Origin of the sequence: Paenibacillus sp. LPE1-1-1.1, from assembly GCF_040676435.1 — a bacterium.
GTDB lineage: Bacteria > Bacillota > Bacilli > Paenibacillales > Paenibacillaceae > Pristimantibacillus.
On the sequence record NZ_JBEGHY010000034.1, the window covers coordinates 574,741 to 599,902 of the forward strand.

Below are 25,162 nucleotides of genomic sequence, written 5' to 3' on the forward strand. Positions count from 1 at the left end.
TTGCTAAAAACGAATAATGACGGTATTTATTGCCATTAACGTTCGTAAAAGTTGTTGACAAAGTGGACATATTCTCTTTAAAATTGTAAACGGAAAACAACAACAGCATATTTTTTCGTATAATCTCAAGAATCGGCTTGAGAGTCTCTACTCGGTCACCGTAAATGATCAGGCTACGAAAATGGCGGAAAAACTCGCAGCGGTCCGGCGTGTATACTTTTCCCCTTTTTGCAGAGCCTAGGAGAAATGCGATTTATTGCATTTTTTTCTAGGCTTCTTTGTTTGTTCCACCACATTTTTGGGAGGTTTGTAATCAAAATGGAACGTTTCTTTCGCTTAAAGGAACACGGAACAAATGTCAGAACAGAGATTATGGCGGGGCTGACGACTTTCATGACGATGGCATACATTTTGGCCGTCAATCCAATCATACTTACGCCGGCAGGCTTAGACTGGACGGCCGTATTTCTAGCTACGGCGCTTGCTGCCGGAATTTTCACCATTGCAATGGGCTTGTTCGTTAACTTTCCTGTTGCGCTTGCTCCAGGTATGGGTCTTAACGCGTACTTTGCATCCGTCGTGATTGCATCGGCGTCAACGGATACCCCGATCTCGCCTGCAATGGGGCTGACAGCCGTCTTTATTTCAGGAATTATTTTTATTATCTTAACGCTGACGCAAATTCGCCAAATGCTTATCACCGCTGTTCCAGACAGCCTGAAGCATGCGATTACGGTCGGTATCGGTTTGTTTATTACCATTATCGGTTTGAAAAACAGCGGCATCATGACGATCGCCGTATCAAGCTTCACAGACATCAAGGCTGGAGTGTTCACGCCGGTTAGCGGATCCGAAACCGTTATCCAGCTGGGAAGCTTCCACAATGAAACGGTTGTGCTTACGGTTATTGCGCTGCTGCTCATCGGCGTGCTGATGGTGCTTCGCGTACCGGGCGCCATCTTGTTCGGTATTCTTGGCACGACGGTTATTGGAATTCTGATTGGCCATGTCGATGTGAAAGCCGCATTTACAGGTCAAACCTGGGTGCCTGATTTCTCGAAAATGAATTTCTGGCATTTCGACTTTGCGGGCCTGTTCGAAGTGGGGCTTGTAACCGTCATCCTGACATTTACCTTCGTTGAGATGTTCGATACGTTCGGTACGCTCGTAGGCACGGCTAACCGTGCCGGTTACATGAAGGACCCGGAAACAGGCAAGAAACGCGTAGGTAAAGCGATGTTCGTGGATGCCATCGGCGTCAGCGGCGGCGCGGTGCTCGGTACGAGCACGGTTACCGCATTCGTCGAAAGCTCGGCAGGTATCGCGCAAGGCGGGCGTACGGGCTTGACTGCCGTAACTACGGGCATTTGCTTCCTGCTTGCGATCTTCTTGTCGCCAATCGTTGCTCTTGTTCCGGGTGCGGCTACGGCTGCCGCGCTTATTATCGTAGGCGTACTGATGATGCAATCGGTCAAAGATATCGATTTCTCGGATATGGTTTACGCCATTCCGTCCTTCCTGACGCTTGCATTTATGCCGCTTACGTACAACATCGCGAACGGTATTTCGTTCGGTATCGTTTCGTACGTATTGCTTGCAACGGTTGCGAACGCAACGGGCAAGGGCAAATACAAGGTTCACTGGCTCATGTGGATTCTAGCGGTGCTCATTATTGGCCGTTACGTATTTATGGGCGGGGAATAGAGTTAATAAAGAAAGAAGCAGCGCTGGACCGGCGCTGCTTCTTTTTTTGCTCATATAGGCTCAAGGATGGCTGCAGCCGTTTACGCTTGATATATAAGAATTTAAAAGCTATCGATTTTTAAATGTGCTTCTAGATCTCCGTGAAACGAACTTTGCTGCCAAAGGAAGGCTGCAGCCGTTTACGCTTGGCTGGAATTTGATATAATTTTGAAAAAAGAAACTCGAGCGAGGGAAGGATGAGCTTTGTGCTGCAGGTCGATTTGAATTGCGATATGGGTGAAGGCTTTGGCGTGTACCGTACAAGCTCGGACAGCGAGCTGATGAAATATATAACCTCGGCGAACATTGCCTGCGGATTTCATGCCGGAGATGCCGCGACGATACGCCGCACGGTGAAGCTGGCGCTGGAGCATGGCGTCGCCATCGGCGCGCATCCGGGGCTGCCGGATTTGGCGGGCTTCGGGAGACGCGTGATCGGCATCACGCCGGAGGAAGCTTACGAGATGACGGTGTATCAGCTGGGGGCCGTGCAAGCTTTTGCCAAGTCGGAAGGGGGCGCCGTTGTTCATGTGAAGCCGCATGGTGCGCTCTATAATATGGCAGCGGGCAACAGGCAGCTGGCGGACGCGATTGCCGAGGCGGTATATAAAGTTGATCCTAGTCTTCTGCTGTTCGGTTTGGCAGGCAGCGAACTTATTCACGCAGGAAAAGCGATCGGCTTGCATACGATAAATGAAGTGTTCGCGGATCGGACGTACGAGTCGGACGGATCACTTACGCCGCGCGGGGTAGCAGGAGCTGTGATTGCCGATGCGAGCCGCGCGGCTGAACAGGCGGTCAATATGATTAAAAATGGCGAGGTCATTACCCGCCAGCAGAGCAGATTGATTTTGAAAGCCGATACGGTATGCGTGCATGGCGATACACCTGGTGCTTTGGAACATGTGAAGCAGCTGCGGGAAGCTTTGGAGGCAGAAGGGGTTGCCGTAAAAAAAGCGGGAAAAGAGGCATGAAGCTGATGATAAACGATACTCCGTTCCCCTTTGAGCTGCTGCCGCTTGGCGATTCAGCCGTCATCCTTCGTTTGGTTAGCGGGATCAGCATTGAGACTCATCGTATCGTGAGCAGTCTTACGGCTGCTATAGAGGCGCAGCCGTTTGCGGGTTTTATGGGATGTGTGCCTTCTTTTGCCGCTGCAGCCGTCCACTATGATCCGCTGCTCGTGAGCAGAAGCCGCGCGGGAGACGAGCTTAAGCATGGAACCATTTTTGAAACGGTCTGCGCCAGGCTGAAGGCATGTCTTAGCAAAGAGCTGACGAGTGCAGCGGATCAGGTAACCAGGATTGTGGAAATTCCGGTCTGTTATGGCGGCAAATACGGTCCGGATCTTTCTTTTGTGGCAGAGCATAATGGGCTCTCGGAGGAAGAAGTCATTGCGATTCATGCGGCGGGTTCTTATTTGGTATATATGCTGGGCTTTGCGCCGGGCTTTCCGTATTTGGGCGGGATGTCTGAGGAAATAGCGGCCCCAAGGCATCAGACGCCGAGAACGAGCATCCCGCAGGGCAGCGTCGGTATCGCAGGCAAACAGACGGGGGTATATTCCGTTTCGACTCCTGGCGGCTGGCAGCTGATCGGCAGAACGCCGCTTGCGCTGTTTCGCCCGCAGGAAGAAATTCCGAGTCTGCTTAGACCCGGCGATTCCGTTCGGTTCAAGCCGATTACGACCCAAGAATACATGCTGTACATAGAAGGTGAGTTATGAGTATTACTGTCATTCGGCCCGGCCTGCTCACTACCATCCAAGACCTTGGCAGATATCGGTATCAAAAATACGGCGTCGTACCCGGAGGAGCCATGGATACGGGAGCGGCGCGAGCGGCCAATATATTAGTCGGCAATGAAGGGCAAGAAGCGGTGCTGGAGATTACGCTGGCCGGAGCGGAACTGCTCTTCGACAAAGATATGGTAATCGCAATCTGCGGCGCGGATCTGTCGGTGACTGCGGCAGGCGAGCGGCTGCCGCTTTGGCGGCCTGCACTCCTACGCGCGGGAGTCGTCGTTAAATTCGGAGCCAGCCAATCCGGCTGCCGCGCCTACCTAGCGGTCGCGGGCGGATTCGATGTTCCTGTCGTCATGGGCAGCAGGAGCACTTACCTGCGCGGCGCCATCGGAGGTTATCAGGGAAGATCGCTTAAGTCGGGGGATGTGCTTTCTGCCCAGGCTCCAGGCTTGCTGTCTGAGCGAATCAAATCGCTGCTGAGCAGCAGCCTGAATGACGGCTTCGCCGTGCCGCACTGGCATGCGAGTCATTTTGCGATTGCGGACAGCCTAACCGACCCCATTATTCGCGCAATGCCAGGCACTCATTTCGAGCTGCTAAAGGAGGACAGCCGGCAGGCGCTGTTTCGTCAAACGTATCAAATCGCGGTACAATCCGACCGGATGGGCTACCGGCTGGAAGGCGCGCAGAAGCTTGCGCTCGCGTCGCCGCAGGAGCTGCTGTCGGAGGCCGTTGCAAACGGCACCGTTCAGCTCCCTTCCGACGGCAATCCGATCGTGTTATTGTCCGATAGGCAGACAACAGGCGGTTATCCGCGGATCGCGCAGGTCGCCACGGTTGATATTCCGGTATTCGCGCAGCTGAAGCCCGGTGACCGCTTCCGCTTCGAAGCCGTCACCCAGCAGGAAGCGGAACGGCTATATTTGGACAGCGAACGCGATATGCGAATGCTGAAAGCAGCGATAGCGTTAAAAGTTAACGCAGCTAACTAAACAGGCCATAAACAGCCTGCTGGCATCCGTCTTCTGCATGCAAAGCTTTCGGCGGACGATGGTATCTGCCGGTTAAGCTCTCCTGACCGATTTATGGTAGACTACTAGAAGTCCGGAAGTTTTGGCCTAAAGGAGTGAAGGCAATTGTTTGTGCAACAGCGGCATCAATTAATTATCCAGAAAATAAATACGGATAAATCGATTCGCGCGTCGGAGCTTATGGAAACGTTCGGCGTTTCATTCGAAACGATACGGCGGGATCTGGAGCATTTAGAGAATGCCGGATATTTGCAGAGGGTGCATGGCGGAGCAATCCTGAAACAGCTGGACTACAGCACGGAAATTCCATTGCCGATTCGTGAATCGATCTATTTGACGGAGAAGACGGAATTGTCGCAGCTGGCCGTTCGATATGTGACGGAAGGGATGTCCATCGCACTCGATGTGAGTACCACCAATACGCTGATTGCGAAGGCGCTCAAGACGAAATTCGATAAACTGACAATCATTACGAATTCCCTTCCGATCGTAAATGAATTAATCGACATGCCGGGTTATACGCTGGTTATGATCGGCGGCGTTATCCGGCAGGAGGAACAGAGCATTATCGGCGATTTGGCAGAAGAGTTCGCGTCCCGCTTCCACGCAGACCTTTTCTTTATGAGCATGAGCGGGGTTACGTTGGAAGAAGGCATAACCGACAACGCGATCGGCGAGGTGCAGGTGAAGAAAATCATGCAAGCGAAAGCAAAACGCACAATCGCACTTGCCGACAGCAGCAAATTTGATCAGGTCTCCCTGCTCAAGGTATGCGGCTGCGCGGAGGTCGAACGGTTCGTTACGGATTCGAAGATCGACCGGGATGTCGTCGCGAGATACAAACAGAGCGGTATTGAGATCGTTTATGAGTAAAATGGAATAAGGATAAGGGGCTGCGATGCCCTCACGATTCTTGGCAAAAAGCCAAGGGTCTTTTTTTTGATGATTTCTGTGTATTTTATATTAAATTATTGCAAACGTGTGTGTTTATGTGTTATTGTGTTGGAAAAACAGGGTTGGAGGAGTTGTTGCCTCATTGCTTGTCATCTCACTTATTCTTGTATTGTGTTCCGGCTTGGCACATGCCGTTTGGAACATGCTGGCCAAGCAAAGCACGGATAAAGCGGTTTTCTTATGGGTGATCTATATGCCCGCGACCATCCTCTTGCTCCCGACCCTCGTCCATGAGTTAGCTGGTGCGTCATTTTCTCTGGGCATGTGGCTGTTAATCGGGGCTTCGCTTATCATGCAAAGCATCTATTCGCTGCTGCTTGCCTACACCTATAACGCCGGCGATTTATCGCAAGTGTATCCGGTCATGCGGGGCACGCCAACCCTGCTTATTCCAGCGTTTGGGGTATTTTTGTTTGACGAAACCTTGGCCTTATGGGGCTGGATCGGACTCTGCTTTATGCTGACCGGGTTCGTCGTCATGCTAGGAAGATCCTCGGGCAAGGGACAACGCAAGGGGCAGCAGCAAGCTTCTTTTAAACCAATGCTGCTGGCCATGAGCGTCGGCCTATGCATTACCGCTTACACGCTTATCGACAAGGCGAATTTGCAGCATCTTTCGCCGCTGGCGCTGCTTGAAGTGACGAACATCGGGTTCGTGCTGGGACTGACGCCTGCGGTTGTTCGTTCCAATCGTTTAAGGCATGTGATCCGCACACATTTGAATCGGATATGGCTTGGCGCTATTTTGTCGCCTGGTTCGTATTTGCTGTTTTTGTTTGCGGCTAGAAATGCCAATGTTTCAACAGTCGCGCCTATGAGGGAGGTTGGCATCGTATTCGGCACGCTGCTCGGCCTCTTCGTGTTGAAGGAGTCGCAAGGGATCCGAAGAATTACGGCTTCGGTCGCTGTTGTCGCAGGTATCATCATGATTGCGTCTTCAGGGCATTAAATCATTTTATTTAGCTACTCTACTTACTGGAGAGAGGGATGAAGATGGGAAACGCAAAAGAGCTTCGTTTTCGCAAAGACGGCACTTTTACCATTGTTCAATTTACGGATATTCATTGGCAGGACGGAGGGGAGCTTGATTTGCAGTCGAGAGCGGCCATGGCGCTTGTGCTTGATGCCGAACAACCGGATTTTGTCATGTTTACGGGGGATGTTATTTATACAGGTAAGGATTCGGATGGGTCATGCTTATGCGAAGATCCGAAACAAGTGTTTCGGGAGGCGGTTGCCGCTGCCGAGCAGCGCGGCATTCCATGGGGAATTGTATTCGGAAATCACGATACGGAGAACGGCATTACCCGCGATGAGCTGATGGACGAGGTGCTGAAGCACGCGCATACGTTAGCCGAACCCGGGCCGCGGGATATCCATGGCACGGGCAACTATGTGCTGCCCGTCTTCGGGGCTGACAACGATCAAGCGGCTGCCTTGCTTTATTGCCTTGACTCCGGCGATTATTCCAAGCTGCCCCGAGTTCCCGGCTATGACTGGATTCAGCATGATCAAGTGCAGTGGTACCTGGAAAAGTCGCGGGAATGGAAAGCACGGATGGCTGAAGATGTTTTGCCGGCCATCGCTTTCTTCCACATCCCTCTCCCGGAGTACCAAGAAGTATGGGACAGGGAAATATGTTATGGCGAAAAAAACGAAGAGGTTTGCGCCGCACGGACGCAAGCAGGGTTCTTTTCGGCCATGCTGGAGCAGGGAGACGTGACGGCAGCCTTCTGCGGACATGACCATACGAACGATTATTGGGGAGAGCTTTACGGGATCCGTCTTTACTACGGAAGGGCAACCGGGTACAACACCTATGGCAAGGAAGGCTTCCCGCGAGGCGCCCGCGTGATCCGCTTGACCGAGAACGAGAGGAACGTGGATTCGTGGCTGCGTTTAGCCGACGGCTCTGTCGTCCGCCATCAGGCGGAGCATCGGCCGATAATCGGCTGATTGGCGGTCCCCGTCCCATCCCGTCCAACTCATCTGCAACCGCACAAGGTATGATAAAAAAAGCTGAGGCCCGCGAAGGCTTCAGCTTTTCTATTAGAACATATTTTTGAGCACCAGCATAAGGTTTGCGGGCTTTTCGGCTAAACGCCGGGTGAAGTAGGGATACCACATGCTCCCGTAAGGAACGTAGCAGCGGATGCGGTAGCCTTCCTTTGCCAGGCGGGCTTGCTCATTCATTCGGAGACCGTACAGCATTTGGAATTCAAATGCGTGCTTAGGAATCCGATGCGCACGCGCGTAGGTTTTCACCCAGCTAATGATCGCATCGTCATGCGAAGCGATTGCGGCATAGATGCCTTTATCCAAATGCAGCTTAATCATGCTTTTGAAGCTGTCGATGACTTCGGCCTTGTCTTGATAAGCGACCTCGCTTGATTCCTTATAGGCGCCCTTAACGAGGCGGAGGCTTATCCGCGCTTGCAGCAAATCCCTGACATCCTGCTCCGTTCGGAAAAGGTAAGCCTGCAGCACGGTGCCGACATTGGTTAATCCTTCGGCATGAAGCCGTTTGACGATATCGATTGTCGCTTGGGTGAAAGGCGTATTTTCCATGTCGATTCGTACGAAGTTGCGGTGGCGCCGCGCATGCTTCACGACATCCCGAATATTGGCAAAGCATGCTGCATGGTCGAGTGCGAGTCCCATTTGGGTCGGCTTTAACGAGACGTTGGAGATTACTTTACGCTGGGCAATGCCCTCGATAAGTTTCAGATATTGTTCTTTGTAAGCCGAAGCCTCGCTTAAATTCTGAATGCCCTCGCCAAGATGGTCCAGCGTTGCCATAACGCCCAGCTTGCCCAGCTTCCCGACTTCATCCAAAGCCTCATCAAGCGTTTCTCCCGCAATAAACCGGCCGGCGAGTTTTTTGCCATAGGTCGTTGAAAGCTTTTCTACGAGCGGCATGCCCGTAATCGTCAGCAATGATTTGCGATACCATTTCGATCCGATGCCCATCCGTGCTGCTCCTTTCCAAAAAACGATAGTAGGAGTCTGAATCGGGAAGCTCGATAGTAGTATATTCAGAAATCATCGCCACCGCGCTATGCCGGCCTAATTATTTAAAGAATAGAAAGTGGGTCGGCAGCTTCCGCAGCACGCCATCCGAAGGTTTATTGATGACCCGTCCGTTAAAAATAAGCGAGGAGGAGCCGCCGCCATCCAGATTATAGCCGTCAACGGCGCCGTAGCGCTGCAGCAGAAGCTGCATTTCGCCTAGCGTGGCGCCCGAGCTTCCGGATTCGTTATAGCCGTCGGCTACAAGAAACAGCAGCTGATCGTCCTTATAGTTGGCTACAACGGTGCGGGGCGCCCGCTTCGGGCTGGTTTGCCACTTCATCGGGATCGGCTGCGGAGCCCCGCCTCGCATCAGCACAGGGACAAAGGAAGCGCCGAATTTTGGTTTCTCGGCATCCAGCTGTGCTTTGCTCGCGAATTTCCCCCCGATCAGCTCATTCCGATCATTCAAACCGACAAAAAACAGATCCGCATGGGGCGGTTCAAAGCCCGTAGCATAGCTGCCGTCTACGATGGTCGTGCTGAGCGGATAACGCTTGCCGCGTCCATCCGCGAAGCCGCCCGCATTGACGCCGGCGACAGCCCCGTGACGATTGACCGCGGCTAGCGTAGACTCCGCCTTGCCGAGCTCGTCGCCGCCGAGCGACATGGTCATGGCATCTTTGCTCTTCAGCTTCACTTTTAGCGCATACGCCGTGAAGTTTTCCGCTTTTATGTAGAAGAGCTGAGCCCTAAGCTTGTCTGATTCCACGGTGGCAGAAGCATTGCCAAGCCTTCGCGTAATATTGCGGTCGTAAATTTGCAAAGGCTTCATCGCTTGGGAGGCCGCCATCGACGATATTTTTGCCATGTCCGCATTCGTCTGCTGGTACAGCTTGATTTGCCTTTGAATCGATTCACGCGTTTGCGAAGCGGTTTCCTGTGCAAGATCAAGGCCTGCCGCGGCATGCGAAATATCGGATTCTGGGAGCCTAGCTTGCTCGGTAACGGGCTTAGGAAACGCTTCGGCAGATAATTGGATGACCATATCGGATAATAGCAGCCAGATCATTACGCCAAGAAACGGGGCACATGCGAGTAAGGCGGTACGGTTTAATGCTTTTACGGTGATGTTCATTTGAGCACATCCAGGTTCTTCTGCAGCTCATTCAGCTGCTTCTTCACCTCGTTCAACTGCGTGTACAGCTTGTTGCTGTTATCGGTCTTGGAGGCAGCGTTATCCTTCGTGAACGTAAGCAGCTCGTTGAGCGCGTCCACCTTTGCTTTAAGCTCCGTTAAATCCGCCGTATAATCCGTTTCCAGCTGCATCATGCGTGCCTCGTAGGCTTGCTGCATGGCCGCGATTTGGCTCGCGGTTTGCCGTTCCAGATCCGCGGATAAGGTTTGCTGCATCCGTTCGGTATACCATTTCGCGCCGAGTATGCCGGAGCATATAATAATGACCCATACGCAGGCGAAGAGGAGAAAGGTACGGTTTCCTCTTTTTCTGCGTGTCTTCTTGTCGGTTTGGCTGGCAGTACGTTGTTCCAAAATCAAATCACTCATTCTATTCATTCACCTCTCTTGTTAGTCACTTGCACGAAAGATCGGATGAACGAACTGCAAGCATGGGGGTTCATTATTTTAGACAGCAATCCATGCCAAATAGTTGCGCATGTCATCTTATTGTAACAAAGTGAAATGCAGATGTCCCCTATGTAAGGTGGAAATAAATTGTAAATTTTAAAAATCAGCGGAACATTCTCACCCGCTTGTGCGTCTAACCATACGGGATGCAGCAGTCGATGCTGCAAATTTGGAAGGAGAACAGGATGAGTAGAGTGAATTGGATCAGTCGAATGGCCAAGCGGATTATAGTTGCTAGCTTGCTAGTTTCGCTTGCGGGAACAGGGTTTGGAGCGAAGGAAGAGGCAAATGCGGCAGAGCGTCAACCGATAAAATTGGTATTTGTCCACGGGTCGAAGCAAATGTCGTTGAACGGGAAAACGCAGCAAATGACAACGCCGCTTCCGGTAGTAAAAGGAGTCACGATGATTCCGGTCCGTACGATTGCGACTTCTGTAGGCGCAAGCGTATATAACGATAGCAAGGGTACTCATATCGATACTTATTTCAACAAAGTAACGCTGAATGTCAACATGCGCGGAGCGAACCGCAACGGAAGCTATTTGCTTTTGCCAAATGCGGCTATGCGTATCAACGGGACGATGCATGTCCCTTTATCCGCGGTAAAGCTCCTTTGGAATGCGGGCTACGTCTATAATGCGCAGCTGAAGCAAATCAGCATTACGATTCAGCCGGAGCCGAATGTCGCGCCGGTAGCCAAATTCACTGCGCCGCTCGAAGTGAAGCAGGGCGAGAATATCGAATACGAGGATCTTAGCTACGATCCGGACGGCAAGACCGTTAAACCGATCTGGACAGGACGCAAAAGCACCTATTTCGAGCCGGGCGTCTACACGGTAACGCTGAGCGTTTACGACAGCGAAGGACTTAGCAGCGGGGTCGTGTCACAAGATATCACCGTTACGGATGAAGTGATGTACTCGCCTTACGAATATTACATGCGTTATGGTAATCCGGGCGATAAATTCGTGCTCGACGGCAAGCTGATGAACACCTTTAAAGAGGTTTCAACCATTGAATCCAAAAGCGGGCGCACCTTGTACATGTCGAATGCGCCGGAGCGTTTCTTCGGTGAAGGCCTCCTCTATGAGGATACGTTGAATGATCCCAGCCGATTGTTCCTCCATCACCGCAACGGCTCCCAAGAGCGGCTAAAGCTAGCGGTAGTCGCAACGAACAAGGGAGAGAAGAGCGTTAAGCTGACGATTGGCAACCGAGGATTGGCTGGACCGAGCGTAAGCGCGCTTCAGTTCGGATCCGCTGCGGTAAGCAGATATTTTGCGCCGTCTCAACCGCGCGAAATAATCATTGAGCCGGGCGCATCCATCAACCTCATGCCGGAGATGGAGAAAATCATCATGAATCCGGATGAAGGCTTTTCCGGCCTGCTTGATGTGGACATGGATGGCGAATTGACATTCTCGACGATGGCGCTAAAAGAATTCACGGATCCGGTAAGCGTGGTGTTTACGCTGCCGGAGCTGGAGAAAGTCGGCAACCGCGGCAAGTTTTTTGATACCGATCAATACATCGAAGTAACTGAAAAGGTTGGCGTGACCGAAAGCAAGCTTCGTCTTGGCCAGCGCGGTCCGGCTATGGCGGGCGTGGATGCGCTGACGGGCGGAATGACGATTAACGGCGGGGAGTATGGCGCCGTGACGACGATCAAGCTCAAAAGCGTCGCTTACGGAACGCGTATTATTTTGAATCCGCGCGCGGGTATTTTCCAAGGGGCGGTCACGGTGAACGGGAAAGTCGTTTCGGTGCCGTCCGGCGGACATGTAAAAGTAGGCGAGGGTGCGCTGCTTTATACGCAGCTGAGACCTGAGGGAGCGGCAGGCCTGCAGGCAGCGCCTGAGGTGACCATTCAATATACGTCGCCTGGAGCAAGCTCATTGCCGATCCTATTCGTATTTCTTCCGGCATCGGATTTTAAATCATAATGGTTTGGAGGAAGCGCCTTATGGACTCGGCGCTTCCTCCTTTTTTGTTGTTGACCCTTCCCGTCATGTATACTAGAGATAGTCATTATGATTAGAACCATTGAGGAGGATGATCAGAATGGATCAACCAATTACAAATAACGGCGCAAGCCAAACCGAAGCCAAAGCAATGTTCGCAGGCGGGTGCTTCTGGTGCATGGTCTCGCCTTTCGAAGAAATGCCAGGCATTATCTCAGTCGTTTCCGGCTATACGGGAGGCCACACCGTCAACCCGACTTACCAGGAGGTTTGCTCGGAGACGACCGGCCATGCGGAGGCAGTGCAAATTACGTACAATCCGCAAATCTTTCCCTACGAGAAGCTGCTGAACATCTTCTGGATGCAAATTGATCCGACCGATGCGGGCGGCCAGTTCCATGACCGCGGCGAGTCTTACCGGACGGGCATTTATTATTATGACGAGGAGCAGCGCGAGCTGGCCGAGGCTTCCAAACGGGAGCTTGAGGCGAGCGGCCGCTTTGACCGTCCGATCGTGACGGAAATCGAGCCGGCGCAAGCTTTTTACCCGGCAGAGGATTATCATCAGGGCTATCATAAAACGAACCCTTACCGCTATAAAATGTACCGTAAAGGCTCCGGCCGCGACGCGTTTATCGCGCAGAACTGGACGGTTAAGAAAGACAAAGACGAGCTTAGGCAGCGCCTGACCCCGATTCAATACGAAGTCACGCAAAACAGCGGCACGGAGCGCCCGTTCACCGGCGAGTACTGGGACCATACCGAGGATGGCATTTACGTGGACATCGTATCCGGAGAACCGCTGTTCAGCTCCCGCGATAAATACGATGCAGGCTGCGGATGGCCGAGCTTTACGAAGCCGCTGCAGGCATCGGCAGTAGCAGAGCATACCGACACTTCGCATTATATGGTACGGGTTGAGGTTCGCAGCAAGGAAGGCGATTCCCATCTTGGGCATGTGTTCGATGACGGACCGCAGCCAACCGGGCTTCGGTACTGCATTAACTCCGCATCGCTGCGGTTCATTGGCAAAAATGACCTGGAGCAAGAAGGGTACGGCGAATATTTGCATCTTTTCGAATAATCTTCTGCCAATCGGCAGATGGAAAAACTCAAATGAGCGGAGGAGATACGGAAGATGAACGTTGAAGAAGCGATTCGCACGCGCAGAACGATCGGAAGAGTGAAGAAAGACCCTGTAGACCGCGCGCTTATTGAACGGCTGCTGGATGCGGCCGTCTGGGCGCCCAGCCATCATAATACACAGCCATGGTCCTTTATTGTCATGACAGGCGAGGGCCGAGGCCGGCTTGCCGAGGGATATGCCCGCGTATCCGCAGCCGCGGTACCGGACATGACCGGACAGGCGCTTGAGGATCGACTAGCGAAGGAACGGTCAAAAGCTTACCGCGCTCCTGTTGTGATAGCGGCAGTATGCTCGCCCTCGAATGATCCGCGGGCGGTTCTGGAAGAAGAGCTGGCTGCCGCTCAAGCAGCCGTGCAAAACCTGCTGCTCGCCGCGCATGCAAGCGGACTGGGCGCAATCTGGCGCTCCGGCGATCCGATGTATCATCCGCTTATGAGAGAGACATTCGGGCTTGCGGAGAAGGACCAGATCGTTGGCTTCATTTACTTGGGTTATCCGGATATGACGCCGCCGGAGCCGCAGCGTATACCTGCTACCGCGAAGACGGTATGGCTGGTGTAGTTCAACGAAGCCGTGTTTATGCAACAGGCCGTTTAGTTCGATTTTGTCGAACTAGACGGCCTGTTTTTTATTTTATCCAGTAACCATGCTTGAAGTTTACTTACTGAAATCCATGTTCCCTGATAATCAGATCATTAGGCTGCCGGAAACCTGCCGCCTGAATGGGCTGCTTTACTTTTTCACTCCAAAAAAGCACGCTATTTAAATTCATATTAATAAATCATCGATTAGAATGATTAAATTAATTTTATGTTTTCCCTTTTTTTAATAACGTCATAATAATTAGAATGATCGGGATAATCGCGACGGGCAGTATTGTTGAAAAAGGAGCAATATTAAGGTTATAGAACGATAAATCAGTTAGGCGGAGAAAGCTTTTCTGGGTTAAAGCAAAAAATAATAAGCCTATGGGGAAAATAAAAGGTTTTATGTTTTTTATCCGAAACACATGCCGCAGCAACATTATAAAAACATATTGAAGAACAACGATTTCGAATATGGTAAATATGGTCCACATCCCGATGATTATAATCTCTATTCTTTCCAAATATTCTCCGAATTTAACCATTTGAATAGATGAGAAAAAGGGGAACATAACTGTCCCGGTCAAATGAATTCCAATTGTACCAAGGGTCAAATAAGTAGCGACTAACAAATATAATGCTGCGAGTATTAGTCCTAAAATGCTGCTTGAAAAAATCTTTTTCATATTTTTAACCCGTGCTAAAAGAAACCCAAAGACAATCAATTTGCCAAAAGGAAAATAGAAGCTAAGCAAGCCGCCGTACATAACTTCCGAAAACGTGTGTTGAAATTGTGGGAGTATAGGATTAGTCTCCATTTCTCGCAATAAAAAAAAACAGATGATTAATATGGCCAACAGAAAAAAGGGAAGCGTTATCTGGATGGCTCTCACAATAGTGCCAAGTCCAAGATAAGTGGCGTAAGTCGTAGATAAAATAATAAGTAGGATAATTTGATTTGAAGGCATATTGGGAAGAACGACTGTTGTATAGAATGAGGATAACGCACGACAAGCAACTGCTTGCATTTCAAAAATATAGATTAGGTAAATCATAAGAACGAGCCTCGATACCCAATGTCCAAATAATCTGTCGAAAATTTCAACCATTTTCATTTGAGGGTGCTTCCATTGGACATAGCACAAAAGCCACAGCATCCCAGTGGCTGATGTCATACCCATGAGATACGACATCCAGACATCTTGTTTTAGCAATGCTGCTTCTGATAAAAATAATGTTGAGAATCCCGACAAATAACAGAATACGAGGCAACTGAGCTGGCCATGAGTTATTTTGTTCTGAGCGACCACACGGATTCCTCCTAAGTAACAGATTATTGTCTTATCAAATAATTAGAGATCGGTTTATAAACGAAGGTATAAAAAGTTTCCACGGTAGGTAATGAGGCGCTGTAGAAAGGGTTGCAATAGATCGCAATTATTCCACAAAGTATCAGTATGACAATGGCATCGGACTTTTCTTGTTGTTTTCGAAAGCTTAAAAATTGTTGAATTCCATAACCAATAGACAGTAAGCAAATGATCGTATTAAGCATATTAATGATCTCCCAAAGATTGATTCAATCCCAGTTTATCTATTTTTACAGCGACATGGGTTTGAACCGGAATTGTTGGATAAATATCCGTCCATTTATTTTTTAATGCAGCCCACTCATTTGGGTAATGCTGATAAAAAAGATTAGAAAAACCAACAACATCAACATTCAGATCTTTTTGAAAATGAAGGAGTGTATGCTTTATCTTATTTTCCAAAAATGTGGATGCCGCTTGCTCCAATTGATTGATTGTGTCTAACTTGTCTACCGATAAATAGTGCTCTATTTCACCTACAGTTGAGGTTAAACTCAAATGGATATCTAGTGTGGGGCCATCGATAAAACTACTTTGTATCGATTGCTTGTCCAGCTTAAAATATAAGGTGACTTTGATATCATTAAAATTAAAGGTTTCGCTAAAAACAAGATCCTTCCATTTGCTTTTATCTGATAATAAATGAACGACCAGCACATCTTGTTCATCCAACCAGCCAACCCATTTGCCATTGTTAAAAACAGATCCTCCACTTAATGATAGAACTTCTTCGGACTTGAAAGACTGCTTAGATTTACTTATCTTACCTGTAACAAAGCCCCTATAAGGATCAATATTCCAATTTGCGATATTTTGTATGCTCTGGCTGATACTTCTTCCCCATTCCTTTTCGTTCCTAACTTTCCCCAGCAAATCATTAGAGAGCAAGTCTTCTGTTTCTGTCTTCATATTCAGTAAATTTTCGGCTCTTCCTTCACTCACAAAAAGGAAACTAGTAATACGAATTTGACGATTTCTAGTCATGAAATCCATAATTTCATAAAAGGAGTAGCGTGCAGCGCTTTCTCCAATAATAATGAACTTATTATGCTGCCATATTAGTGTTTTCCCAGCTCGGCTTCGTAAATTTTCTGCAGCATCCAAAATGGAATTGCCCGTTGCGCTTACAACCCACTCGGAAAGTTTTCCGGTATTCTCCGTACTTGTCGTAGTGGGTAATAAACAATAGGAAGTAAATACATATTTATTTATTTTTTTATCATAATCGATGCCCGTCGCTGTTACTAAAGCAATATCGCTAATTTCTGTGACATCGGCTGAGCAGCCAGCTATCCATGTTATTAAACAGATCAATAGAATGGATCTAACGATATTCATCCTCTTCATTGCCATGCAGGAAACCTCCTTTTTTTTGTTGCGGAGCATCTACACTGCCAGCCTTGACCTGTATAACATTTTCTCTGTATTTGACAGGTAAGAGAATATACTTCATCAATGTGTCTCTCATGCTTTTGAAACTAACCGGTTCAAGAAAGGGCACGCCAAATGTTTGCAAGGAACACAAATGCATGATGAGTATGAACATACTTAAAGAGAGACCAAACACACCGTAACTAGCGGCGAGAAGTATAAAAGGAAACCTCAGCATACGTAATGCGATAGCCGTACTAAAGGAAGGAATCGCAAAAGAGGCAATCCCTGTCATGGCCACTACAATAACCATCGGTCGGGACACAATCCCTGATTGTACAGCAGCCTCACCAATAATAAGTGCCCCCACGATGCTAACGGATTGACCTACCGCACGAGGCAATCGCAGGCTGGCTTCTCTGAGTATCTCAAAAGCGGTCTCCATGAGGATCGCTTCAATAAAAGTTGGGAATGGAATTCCGGCTTTCGAGGAAATAAAGGCCATCATCAGTGGAGTCGGGATCATTTCGAGATGAAAGGTGGTCAAGGATATATATAAAGAAGGTCCGAATAATGAGATAAACAGGCATATCAAACGTAGTATTCTTAAAAAGTTAGCGAAGTAAAACCTCTCGTATAAATCTTCGCTAGGGTGAAGCATTTCGAAAAAAGAGGTGGGAGCGATTAAGGCAATTGGCGTTCCATCTGCAATAATTGCTGCTTTTCCCCTACCTAATGCGGTAGCAATTCGATCAGGTCTTTCTGTACTGAAAATCTGGGGGAAAGGAGTGAAAATGTTATCCTGAATTAATTCTTCAATTTGAGTATTGACAATTAAAACGTCCAATTGGACGGATTCGATTTTATTTCTTATTTCCGCTAATAGAGTTTGGTCTATTCGGTTTTCAAGATATAAAAGCATAACCTTGGTTTGGCTTTGCTGCCCGATAACAAATGATATTGATTTTAGGTCGGGTGTCTTAAGCTTCCTATACACCATGCTCAAGTTTTGTTGCAGGTCTTCGGTAAAGCTTTCTTTTGGCCCCCGTACATTAATTTCAATCTTCGGTTCTTCAATAGCACGTGTCTCATACCCCGGCAACAGTATGCCATAAGCCATGGAGATACCTTCAACAAAGACGACAATACCAGCATCGGTAATCAAGCTTACTACAGCCTCAATTTGCGTCAGTTCATTAACGGTTCCAAGAGAGTTTAGAGTGTTTAAGGCTGTTTCATTCACCAGTCCCTTTACTGTACGGAGATCTTCGTTCATTTTTCGTATAAGATGTTGATTTAAATATTTTTCATCAATTAAGACGTTTAAGTAAACAAATGAAGCAAGCAATGTACCTTCTTCATTCATTAGGCTACGTATAACCAAAGAATCATTATCTGAAAAGATTTGCAGCAGCTTTTTTAAGTTCATTTCGTTCGAAGAATGAATACGATCTGAATGCAGGGCCATTTCAATCCCTCCACAATAGGCCTTTTAGATGAATAGCAAGTATTACTACTTAACGTATTATGTATTTTATTGACATTGTGTATGCATTCAACGGCCTTAATTTATAAACGGATAAATAAGCGATACTGAGGTGTAAGCGTAAAAGGCTGCTCCGGCATGCGACATGTCGCAGCAGTGCAGCCTCTTCGTTTTGCCTGTCAAAATCTCGTTAATAAAAGGCTTTAGACAAGCTTCTTGATCGTAAAGTTCGCCTGCAGCACATACCAGTTTTGCGGGAACGAAACGCCGAGCACCCAATAACTGACGCCGCGCAGGTTATAGCTTTTGACGAGATTGAACTTGGCCTGCACGCTTCGCGCATCCTCGAACCAGACGGTGTGCTCGCGGCCTTCGTTATCATAATAGTTGTAGTGGGGGGATTGCGCTTCCTCGTCGTATGCAATGGTTGCTCCGTATTGATTAGCCCGGTTGACCGCGGCCTGCGGGCTGACGGTGGGGGCCCATTTCGCCCCTTGCACGTAAGGCAGCGTCCAGTCATAGCCGTATAACGGCATGCCCATCACGATTTTTTGCGCGGGAATAACGCTAAGCGCGTAGGTTAGCACTTTATTCACCTCGTTCAGCGGAGCGACGGCGCGGGGAGGACCGCCGGACCAGCCCCATTCGTAGGTCATGAGCACAACGAAATCGACGATTCGGCCATGTGCCGGATAATCATGCGCCTCGTACAGCGTGCCTGTTTGGGCAGCGCTGGTCTTGGGGGCAAGGCAGGTAGATACGAGATAGTTTTGCGGTTGCAGGCTGTCTACGAGCCGCTGCAAAAAAGCGTTGTACAGCTCGCGGTCGGCCGGCAGCACATATTCGAAATCGACATTAAGCGCGAGGTAGCCCTTTTGCTTCATCGTGGCGAGAATGTTGCCGATAAGCGTTTGCTGAAGCACGGGATCGCTTAATACCGCATGGGCAATTTCCGGGCTGAAGGTCCCGCTCTCAAAATTGGTGATGACCATCATCGGAGTGACCTTCGCTTGATAGGCGGCATTAATGACCGCGGAGTCGTCGAGGGTCGTAAAGGACCCGTCAGCCTGTACGCGGTAGCTAAACGGGCTTAAATACGTTAAGTACTGACCGATTTCCTGAACGGTCCCGACGCCTTCAGGACCGAATTTTTCGGTGTAGGCATTGACCTCTATGGTCGGCCGTGCCGCCTGCGGGATTACAAGAGTCTGACCGGGATAAATGAGCGCGGGATTTGTGATTTGATTGACCTCCGCGAGCTCCTTCAGCGTGACGCCGTATCGCTGGGCGATTATCCAAAGCGATTCGCCGACAAGCACCTTATGGGTGGCTGCCTCGGCCGGTATGATAAGGGATTGACCGACTACAAGCGTATTCGGATCGCTTAACCCGTTGGCATCCGTGATCTCGCTGACGGATACGTCAAATTTTTGAGCCAGCTTATACAGCGAATCGCCTTTTTGCACCACGTGGATTTGCAACTTCGCCGAACCTCCTTTTCAAGTCCATTGTTCATGCGTTCGCGACTGCGGCTTGTTTCTGCGCGCATACCAAAAAAGTCTCCGTTATAACTGTATTCAACGGAGATTGTCTCTAGTCTGGAAAAGAAGCGCGTGGGAATGCCGGGCATTGGGAATAATAGATAATAAGTACAGGATGCCGCCGCTCATTCCTCATTTTTTTCGAAGGAAGAACTGCTTGTGTTCCGTGCATATACGCCTTTTCTTTGCGAAAATGGAACGAATTGGAGCATAGGCGGGGTATGAAAGGCAAATGCAGTGGTCTAAACCCCTTAATTTGGTTATTTCACTCGGAATTCGGCATTGTTTTATTCAAAAAAACGAACCTTTATAAAACATTGTCTTTTAATGTTCGTATTTCATTGACAGTGGTTTGGGGATTAGATAAACTAGAATAGGCTTGAGGTGGATCGCTCTGACACAGTGAAACATGTTGGATATTGTCGAAGCCAAAGACATAAAATTATGACTTTAAAGTTAAAATTGGAATACAAGGATGAATCATCATATCTTCTTCCTATTTCATTTCCATTCATCTCGTATATATTTGGGATAAGGCCTGAATGTTTCTACCCGAAAACCTTAATTTTCGGACTACGAGCAAAATGAGACGACATGCGATGCCGAGCGTTCGCAATAAGCAAGCACGCTGCATAAAGAAGCCTTTTGGTTAGATAGAGGTTGCCTCTCTTACGAGGCAGCCTACTCTTGTCTCTATGGCCATGCAGCGCAGCTTGAGTCGACCTCATTAAAGTGAAGCATGATCTATCGATAGCGGGTTCGCATGAATACCGGTCGTTTCTTCTGCTTCCGCTCCGGTCCTGCGGCATCCCCATTCTTATGGTTGCTGACGGGCCTTTTCTGTTTTTACCGCTTCGAGTTCATGAAGCTTAATGATTGATAATCTTATAAACGAAAGTGGGTTTGATCGCATGTCTGCGAAGGTGGGCGTCATCATGGGCAGCAAATCGGATTGGGACACAATGAAATTAGCCTGCGATATTCTAGAGGAATTGCAAATTCCGTATGAGAAAAAGGTCGTTTCGGCGCATCGGACGCCGGATTTGATGTTTGAGTACGCGGAGACTGCGGTAGAGCGCGGGCTTAAGGTGATTATTGCCGGCGCCGGCGGAGCTGCGCATTTGCCCGGCATGGTCGCTGCAAAGACGATTTTGCCGGTTATTGGCGTTCCCGTGAAATCATCGAATCTGAGCGGGCTGGATTCTTTGCTCTCCATCGTTCAAATGCCGGGGGGGATTCCCGTGGCTACGGTTGCGATCGGCAACGCGGGCGGCACGAATGCAGGATTGCTTGCCGCACAAATGCTGGGAGCATTTGACCCTGAAGTGCAAGCGCGCGTGGAAGCGCGACGAGAGCGCGTGAAGCAGGAAGTGCTGGAAAGCAGTGAGACGCTATGAGTCAGAAAACGGATAAGCAGCCTTTAATGACGCTGCTGCCGGGCAGTACGATCGGGATCTTAGGCGGAGGCCAGCTTGGCCGAATGCTTGCGAACGCGGGCAGCGCGATGGGCTATCGGTTCATTGCGCTTGACCCGACCGTGGATAGTCCAACCGGACAAGTTGCCGAGCAAATCGTGGCGCCATACGATGACCGCGAAGCGGCAAGGGAGCTTGCGAAGCGTTCGGATGTCATCACTTATGAATTCGAGAACGTTGACGCAGACGTCGCAGCGATGCTCATGGAAGAGTCGTATGTGCCGCAAGGCAGCGAGCTGCTCTACACGACGCAGCATCGGCTTCGCGAGAAGCATGCGATAGAAGCGGCCGGCGTGCGGGTCGCGCCCTACCGCGAGATTCGCAGCATGGTCGAGCTTCATGAGGCGGTAGCTGCCTTCGGTACGCCATGCGTGTTGAAGACGGCGATGGGCGGCTATGACGGCAAAGGACAGTGGGTCATCCGCAGCGAGGATGAAATCGAAGAAGCGTATGAGACGCTCTCGCGCGCGAAGGTCCAGCTGGTGCTGGAGCAGTTCATTCGTTTTGAAAAGGAAATATCGGTTATAGCGGCACGAAATCCGCAGGGTGAAATCAAAACGTTCCCTGCCGCGGAAAACATACATGTCGATAATATATTGCATTTGTCTATCGTACCGGCAAGAATCAGCGAGGAGCTGCAGCAAGAGGCTGAGCGCCTTGCAACACGGATTGCAGAAGGCCTTGGCGCAGTCGGGCTTATCGCGGTTGAACTGTTTGTTACGGCGGACGGCGAGCTGTTCGTAAACGAGCTTGCGCCCCGTCCGCATAACAGCGGCCATTACACGATGGAGGCCTGCCGAACGTCGCAGTTCGAGCAGCATGTGCGGGCGGTATGCAACCTGCCGCTTGGCGACACAACGCTAATGAGTCCTGTCGTGATGGTCAACGTGCTCGGCGAGCATGTCGAGCCGCTGCTTGCGTTGACGGCACGCCGGGATGAGTCGGCTGAGCGGTTGAAGGTCGCGCCGAAGGTTCATTTGTACGGGAAGAAGGACGCTGTTGCAAAGCGGAAGATGGGCCATGTCAACGTGCTGGCGGAGAATACGGACGCCGCACTGAGCTGGATTGAAGAAACAACTATTTGGAAGGTGTGAAGGATTAATGTTGGAGCGTTACAGCAGACCGGAAATGAGAGCAATTTGGACAGAGGAAAATAAGTTTAGAGCATGGCTGGAGGTTGAGCTTTGCGCATGCGAGGCTTGGTCCGAGCTGGGCGTTATTCCTAAGGAAGATGTTGTCGCGCTTCGCGCTTCCGCTGATTTCGACATTGACCGCATTTATGAAATCGAGCTGGACACTCGCCATGACGTTATCGCCTTTACGCGTGCGGTATCCGAGAAAGCGGGCCCTGAGGGTAAATGGGTGCATTACGGCCTGACTTCCACGGATGTCGTGGATACAGCGATCGGCTACCTGCTGCTTCAAGCCAATGAAATTCTCGTCAAAGACATCGAGCGCTTCATTGAAATCCTAAAAAATAAAGCACTTCAATATAAAGATACGCCGATGATGGGCCGTACTCACGGCGTTCATGCCCAGCCAACGACGTTCGGTCTGAAAATGGCGCTTTGGTACGAGGAAATGAAACGTAACCTGGAGCGTTTCCACCATGCGGCTCAAGGCGTGCAATTCGGAAAAATGTCCGGCGCTGTAGGTACCTTCGCTGACATCGATCCTTTCGTTGAAGAATTCGTGTGCAAGAAGCTAGGCATTACGGCCGCTCCAATCTCGACGCAAACCTTGCAGCGTGACCGCCACGCGGAATATATGGCAACACTTGCGCTCGTCGCTTCGTCGCTCGACAAGTTCGCTACCGAAATACGCGCTTTGCAGAAGAGCGAGTTCCGTGAAGTCGAAGAGCCGTTCGCAAAAGGCCAAAAAGGCTCATCCGCCATGCCGCATAAACGCAACCCGATCGGCTGCGAGAACATTTCCGGCTTGTCCCGCGTCATCCGCGGACATATGGTTACCGCTTATGAGAACATTGCGCTTTGGCATGAACGCGACATCAGCCACTCTTCGGTAGAACGGATTATTTTGCCGGATGCAACGATGCTGCTTAACTACATGCTGAACCGTCTGGGCAATATCATCAACAACCTGACCGTGTTCCCGGAAAACATGAAGCGCAACATGCAAGCGACATACGGCGTGCCGTTCTCGGGCCGCGTATTGACGAAGTTGATCGACAAAGGCTTCAGCCGCGAAAAAGCGTACGATACCGTGCAGCCGCGCGCAATGCAGGCGTGGGAGACACAGCGTCAATTCCGTGACATCATCGGCGAGACGGAAGAAATTACAAGCGTGCTTTCAACAGAAGAAATTGACGATTGCTTCAACCCGGCTTGGCATTTGAAGCATGTGGATACCATCTTCACGCGTTTGGGATTGATTTAAGGGGAGGCTGGCCTGATGACCGCAACATCGCAAGCTTTATCGACGGCTGTCGATTATATAAAAGCTCCGCTCATATACAAAGGCAAGGTACGCGAGCTTTACGATCTGGGCGAGCATTACCTGATCGTCGTAACGGACCGGATCTCGGCATTCGATTACGTGCTTGACCCTGCTGTACCGGACAAGGGCAATGTGCTGAACCGCCTATCGGCTTATTGGTTCGAGCAAACGGCCGATATCCAAGTGAATCATGTCGTGCATACTGATGTGGAGAAGCTTGGCGTTCTCGTAACGGAGCCTGAGCTGCTAAAAAACCGCATCATGGTCACCCGCAAAGCGGAGCGTATCGATATCGAGTGCGTCGTCCGCGGCTATATAACGGGCGGCGGTTGGAGACAATACCAGCAAACATCGGCTATCAACGGGATCGAGCTTCCGGCTGGCCTTCACAAAAACGAACGTTTTGCGGCTCCGATCTTCACGCCGGCAGCGAAAAACGACGTTGGCCACGACGAGGACATCCCATTTGAGAAAATGGCTGAAATGGTCGGCGCCGAGCTTGCCGAAGAGCTGCGCGACCGCAGCATCAAGCTTTATGAGTTCGCTCACGGCTATTGCGCCGAGCACGGCATTATTCTTGCCGATTGCAAATTCGAGTTCGGATTGATCGACGGCAAAGTCGTGTTGATCGATGAAATCTTCACGCCGGACTCCTCGCGTTTCTGGGCAGAAGGCAACTATGCGCTCGATATCGAGATCGACAGCATGGACAAAGAGCCGGTGCGCACGTATCTGCTCGGATCTGATTGGGACCGCGACAGCAAGCCTGCGCCGCTGCCTGAATCCGTAGTAGCCGAAACAACGGCCCGCTACCGCGATATCTACCGCCGCCTGACGGGCGCTGAACTTTAGATAAGTAACCGCACACATATTCCTGCTTCATATGCAGCAAAATGAAGCGTTATTTCGATTCTGGGCAGGGATGCTGAACGAAATAACGGGAACGGCGGGCGTTATCCGGCGCCAAATCGAACTAGGACATCGAAATGAAGCCAATAACGCCCAAAAGTACCGCTAATCGCAGCAAACTGGCTTATGTGATTGAATTAACAGGGGTATAAATCCCGTTAAATTAATGAATCCGCCGAAGAAGGCCGGATATGACTAATACAACGTCGAGCGTTAGCAATGACGCTGACCATAGGGGCGCTGATTCGCATGCCTCTTAGGCAGGCAGTCAGCGAGAGCGCTGCTGCACCCCATTGCTTCACCGATCAACCTTACAGCGGTTTGAAGGAATTATGCTCACGCGCAGCGTGGGGAGTTGTTGTCGGAGAGCGACAGCGATCGCTTCTTGAAGACCGGGAAATATCCGCTAAGCGGTGTGATCAGATTTCCCGGCTTCGAAAGCGGCGTAGATAATAACCCCCATGCCCGCGCCAAGCATCGTCCATCAAATCTGCGAGAAAACCATTGCTTCACCGATCAACCTCGCAAAGGTTTTATCTCAAAGTGTGAAAGCTCGGAGAGCGGGAAGTTGTTGCTGGAAAGCGACAGCGATCGCTTCTTGAAGACCGGGAAATACCCGCTAAGCGGTATAATCAAATTTCCCGGCTTCGAAAGCGGCTTAAGCAATAACTCCCGCGCCCGAGCGGCAATCACATTTTGACCAATAAAGCTGCTGCGAGAAAAACCCACATTT

General features: G+C 50.0%; 22 protein-coding genes and 2 riboswitches. Of the genes, 14 read left to right on the forward strand and 8 right to left on the reverse strand.

The window, feature by feature from the left end:
* Positions 1-95: 95 nt before the first annotated feature.
* Positions 96-196, forward strand: a riboswitch (purine riboswitch).
* A gap of 122 nt (positions 197-318) precedes the next feature.
* The 7 genes from MRBLPE1_RS25670 (at position 319) to MRBLPE1_RS25700 (ending at position 7,428) form a co-directional block, all read left to right on the forward strand.
* Entirely contained in the window at positions 319-1,704 is a 1,386-nt protein-coding gene (locus tag MRBLPE1_RS25670) for an NCS2 family permease (RefSeq protein WP_364150981.1), read from the forward strand.
* 245 nt (positions 1,705-1,949) lie between these two features.
* Positions 1,950-2,717: a LamB/YcsF family protein gene (locus MRBLPE1_RS25675; RefSeq protein WP_364151522.1), complete on the forward strand. Its 768-nt coding sequence runs from the start codon at positions 1,950-1,952 to the stop codon at positions 2,715-2,717.
* Positions 2,714-3,469: a 5-oxoprolinase subunit PxpB gene (gene pxpB, locus MRBLPE1_RS25680; RefSeq protein ID WP_364150984.1), complete on the forward strand. Its 756-nt coding sequence runs from the start codon at positions 2,714-2,716 to the stop codon at positions 3,467-3,469. The genes MRBLPE1_RS25675 and pxpB overlap by 4 nt, the downstream gene beginning before the upstream one ends.
* Positions 3,466-4,479, forward strand: a complete 1,014-nt coding sequence (locus tag MRBLPE1_RS25685) for a biotin-dependent carboxyltransferase family protein (RefSeq protein WP_364150986.1) — start codon at positions 3,466-3,468, stop codon at positions 4,477-4,479. Before pxpB ends, MRBLPE1_RS25685 begins: the two co-directional genes overlap by 4 nt.
* 150 nt (positions 4,480-4,629) lie before the next feature.
* Entirely contained in the window at positions 4,630-5,391 is a 762-nt protein-coding gene (locus MRBLPE1_RS25690; protein WP_364151524.1) for a DeoR/GlpR family DNA-binding transcription regulator, read from the forward strand.
* A 163-nt stretch (positions 5,392-5,554) separates the two neighbouring features.
* Positions 5,555-6,421, forward strand: coding sequence for a DMT family transporter (locus MRBLPE1_RS25695; RefSeq protein ID WP_364150989.1), 867 nt, complete (start codon positions 5,555-5,557; stop codon positions 6,419-6,421).
* Positions 6,422-6,465: 44 nt separating this feature from the next.
* Positions 6,466-7,428 (forward strand): metallophosphoesterase family protein, encoded by a 963-nt coding sequence (locus MRBLPE1_RS25700; RefSeq protein WP_364150992.1) that lies wholly within the window; start codon positions 6,466-6,468, stop codon positions 7,426-7,428.
* A 93-nt stretch (positions 7,429-7,521) separates the two neighbouring features.
* Here the strand turns inward: MRBLPE1_RS25700 and MRBLPE1_RS25705 are convergent, their stop codons facing one another.
* The 3 genes from MRBLPE1_RS25705 to MRBLPE1_RS25715 form a co-directional block, all read right to left on the reverse strand.
* Complete coding sequence (locus MRBLPE1_RS25705) at positions 7,522-8,442, reverse strand: proline dehydrogenase family protein (RefSeq protein WP_364150995.1); 921 nt, start codon at positions 8,440-8,442, stop codon at positions 7,522-7,524.
* Between the two features lie 100 nt (positions 8,443-8,542).
* Positions 8,543-9,619 (reverse strand): phosphodiester glycosidase family protein, encoded by a 1,077-nt coding sequence (locus MRBLPE1_RS25710; RefSeq protein WP_364150998.1) that lies wholly within the window; start codon positions 9,617-9,619, stop codon positions 8,543-8,545.
* Positions 9,616-10,047, reverse strand: a complete 432-nt coding sequence (locus MRBLPE1_RS25715; RefSeq protein ID WP_364151001.1) for a hypothetical protein — start codon at positions 10,045-10,047, stop codon at positions 9,616-9,618. Before MRBLPE1_RS25715 ends, MRBLPE1_RS25710 begins: the two co-directional genes overlap by 4 nt.
* Positions 10,048-10,313: 266 nt before the next feature.
* Here MRBLPE1_RS25715 and MRBLPE1_RS25720 point away from each other — a divergent pair, with 266 nt between their 5' ends.
* From MRBLPE1_RS25720 to MRBLPE1_RS25730, 3 genes are all read left to right on the forward strand, one after another.
* Positions 10,314-12,071, forward strand: coding sequence for a stalk domain-containing protein (locus tag MRBLPE1_RS25720; protein ID WP_364151004.1), 1,758 nt, complete (start codon positions 10,314-10,316; stop codon positions 12,069-12,071).
* Between the two features lie 118 nt (positions 12,072-12,189).
* On the forward strand, positions 12,190-13,173 hold the full coding sequence (msrB, locus tag MRBLPE1_RS25725; protein WP_364151006.1) for a peptide-methionine (R)-S-oxide reductase MsrB: 984 nt from the start codon (positions 12,190-12,192) through the stop codon (positions 13,171-13,173).
* 54 nt (positions 13,174-13,227) lie between these two features.
* Positions 13,228-13,797: a nitroreductase family protein gene (locus MRBLPE1_RS25730; RefSeq protein ID WP_364151009.1), complete on the forward strand. Its 570-nt coding sequence runs from the start codon at positions 13,228-13,230 to the stop codon at positions 13,795-13,797.
* 247 nt (positions 13,798-14,044) lie between these two features.
* Here MRBLPE1_RS25730 and MRBLPE1_RS25735 read toward each other — a convergent pair whose 3' ends face one another.
* The 4 genes from MRBLPE1_RS25735 to MRBLPE1_RS25750 form a co-directional block, all read right to left on the reverse strand.
* Positions 14,045-15,130 (reverse strand): GerAB/ArcD/ProY family transporter, encoded by a 1,086-nt coding sequence (locus tag MRBLPE1_RS25735; RefSeq protein ID WP_364151011.1) that lies wholly within the window; start codon positions 15,128-15,130, stop codon positions 14,045-14,047.
* Positions 15,131-15,376: 246 nt separating this feature from the next.
* Positions 15,377-16,543 (reverse strand): Ger(x)C family spore germination protein, encoded by a 1,167-nt coding sequence (locus tag MRBLPE1_RS25740; RefSeq protein ID WP_364151014.1) that lies wholly within the window; start codon positions 16,541-16,543, stop codon positions 15,377-15,379.
* Positions 16,515-18,029, reverse strand: a complete 1,515-nt coding sequence (locus tag MRBLPE1_RS25745; RefSeq protein ID WP_364151016.1) for a spore germination protein — start codon at positions 18,027-18,029, stop codon at positions 16,515-16,517. The genes MRBLPE1_RS25740 and MRBLPE1_RS25745 overlap by 29 nt, the downstream gene beginning before the upstream one ends.
* A 221-nt stretch (positions 18,030-18,250) precedes the next feature.
* On the reverse strand, positions 18,251-19,528 hold the full coding sequence (locus MRBLPE1_RS25750) for a LysM peptidoglycan-binding domain-containing protein (protein WP_364151019.1): 1,278 nt from the start codon (positions 19,526-19,528) through the stop codon (positions 18,251-18,253).
* 556 nt (positions 19,529-20,084) lie between these two features.
* Positions 20,085-20,184, forward strand: a riboswitch (purine riboswitch).
* Between the two features lie 315 nt (positions 20,185-20,499).
* Between MRBLPE1_RS25750 and purE the strand changes: the two genes are divergently transcribed.
* The 4 genes from purE to MRBLPE1_RS25770 are packed head-to-tail and all read left to right on the forward strand — an operon-like array spanning position 20,500 to position 24,372.
* Positions 20,500-20,985, forward strand: coding sequence for a 5-(carboxyamino)imidazole ribonucleotide mutase (gene purE / locus MRBLPE1_RS25755; RefSeq protein WP_364151021.1), 486 nt, complete (start codon positions 20,500-20,502; stop codon positions 20,983-20,985).
* The gene (gene purK / locus MRBLPE1_RS25760; RefSeq protein WP_364151024.1) at positions 20,982-22,157 is read left to right on the forward strand and encodes a 5-(carboxyamino)imidazole ribonucleotide synthase; all 1,176 of its coding nucleotides are present in this window, start codon (positions 20,982-20,984) and stop codon (positions 22,155-22,157) included. The genes purE and purK overlap by 4 nt, the downstream gene beginning before the upstream one ends.
* A gap of 7 nt (positions 22,158-22,164) precedes the next feature.
* Positions 22,165-23,460: an adenylosuccinate lyase gene (gene purB / locus MRBLPE1_RS25765; RefSeq protein ID WP_364151026.1), complete on the forward strand. Its 1,296-nt coding sequence runs from the start codon at positions 22,165-22,167 to the stop codon at positions 23,458-23,460.
* A 15-nt stretch (positions 23,461-23,475) separates the two neighbouring features.
* Entirely contained in the window at positions 23,476-24,372 is an 897-nt protein-coding gene (locus MRBLPE1_RS25770) for a phosphoribosylaminoimidazolesuccinocarboxamide synthase (RefSeq protein ID WP_364151029.1), read from the forward strand.
* A 393-nt stretch (positions 24,373-24,765) separates the two neighbouring features.
* Here MRBLPE1_RS25770 and MRBLPE1_RS25775 read toward each other — a convergent pair whose 3' ends face one another.
* On the reverse strand, positions 24,766-24,942 hold the full coding sequence (locus MRBLPE1_RS25775; protein ID WP_364151032.1) for a hypothetical protein: 177 nt from the start codon (positions 24,940-24,942) through the stop codon (positions 24,766-24,768).
* Positions 24,943-25,162: the final 220 nt, after the last annotated feature.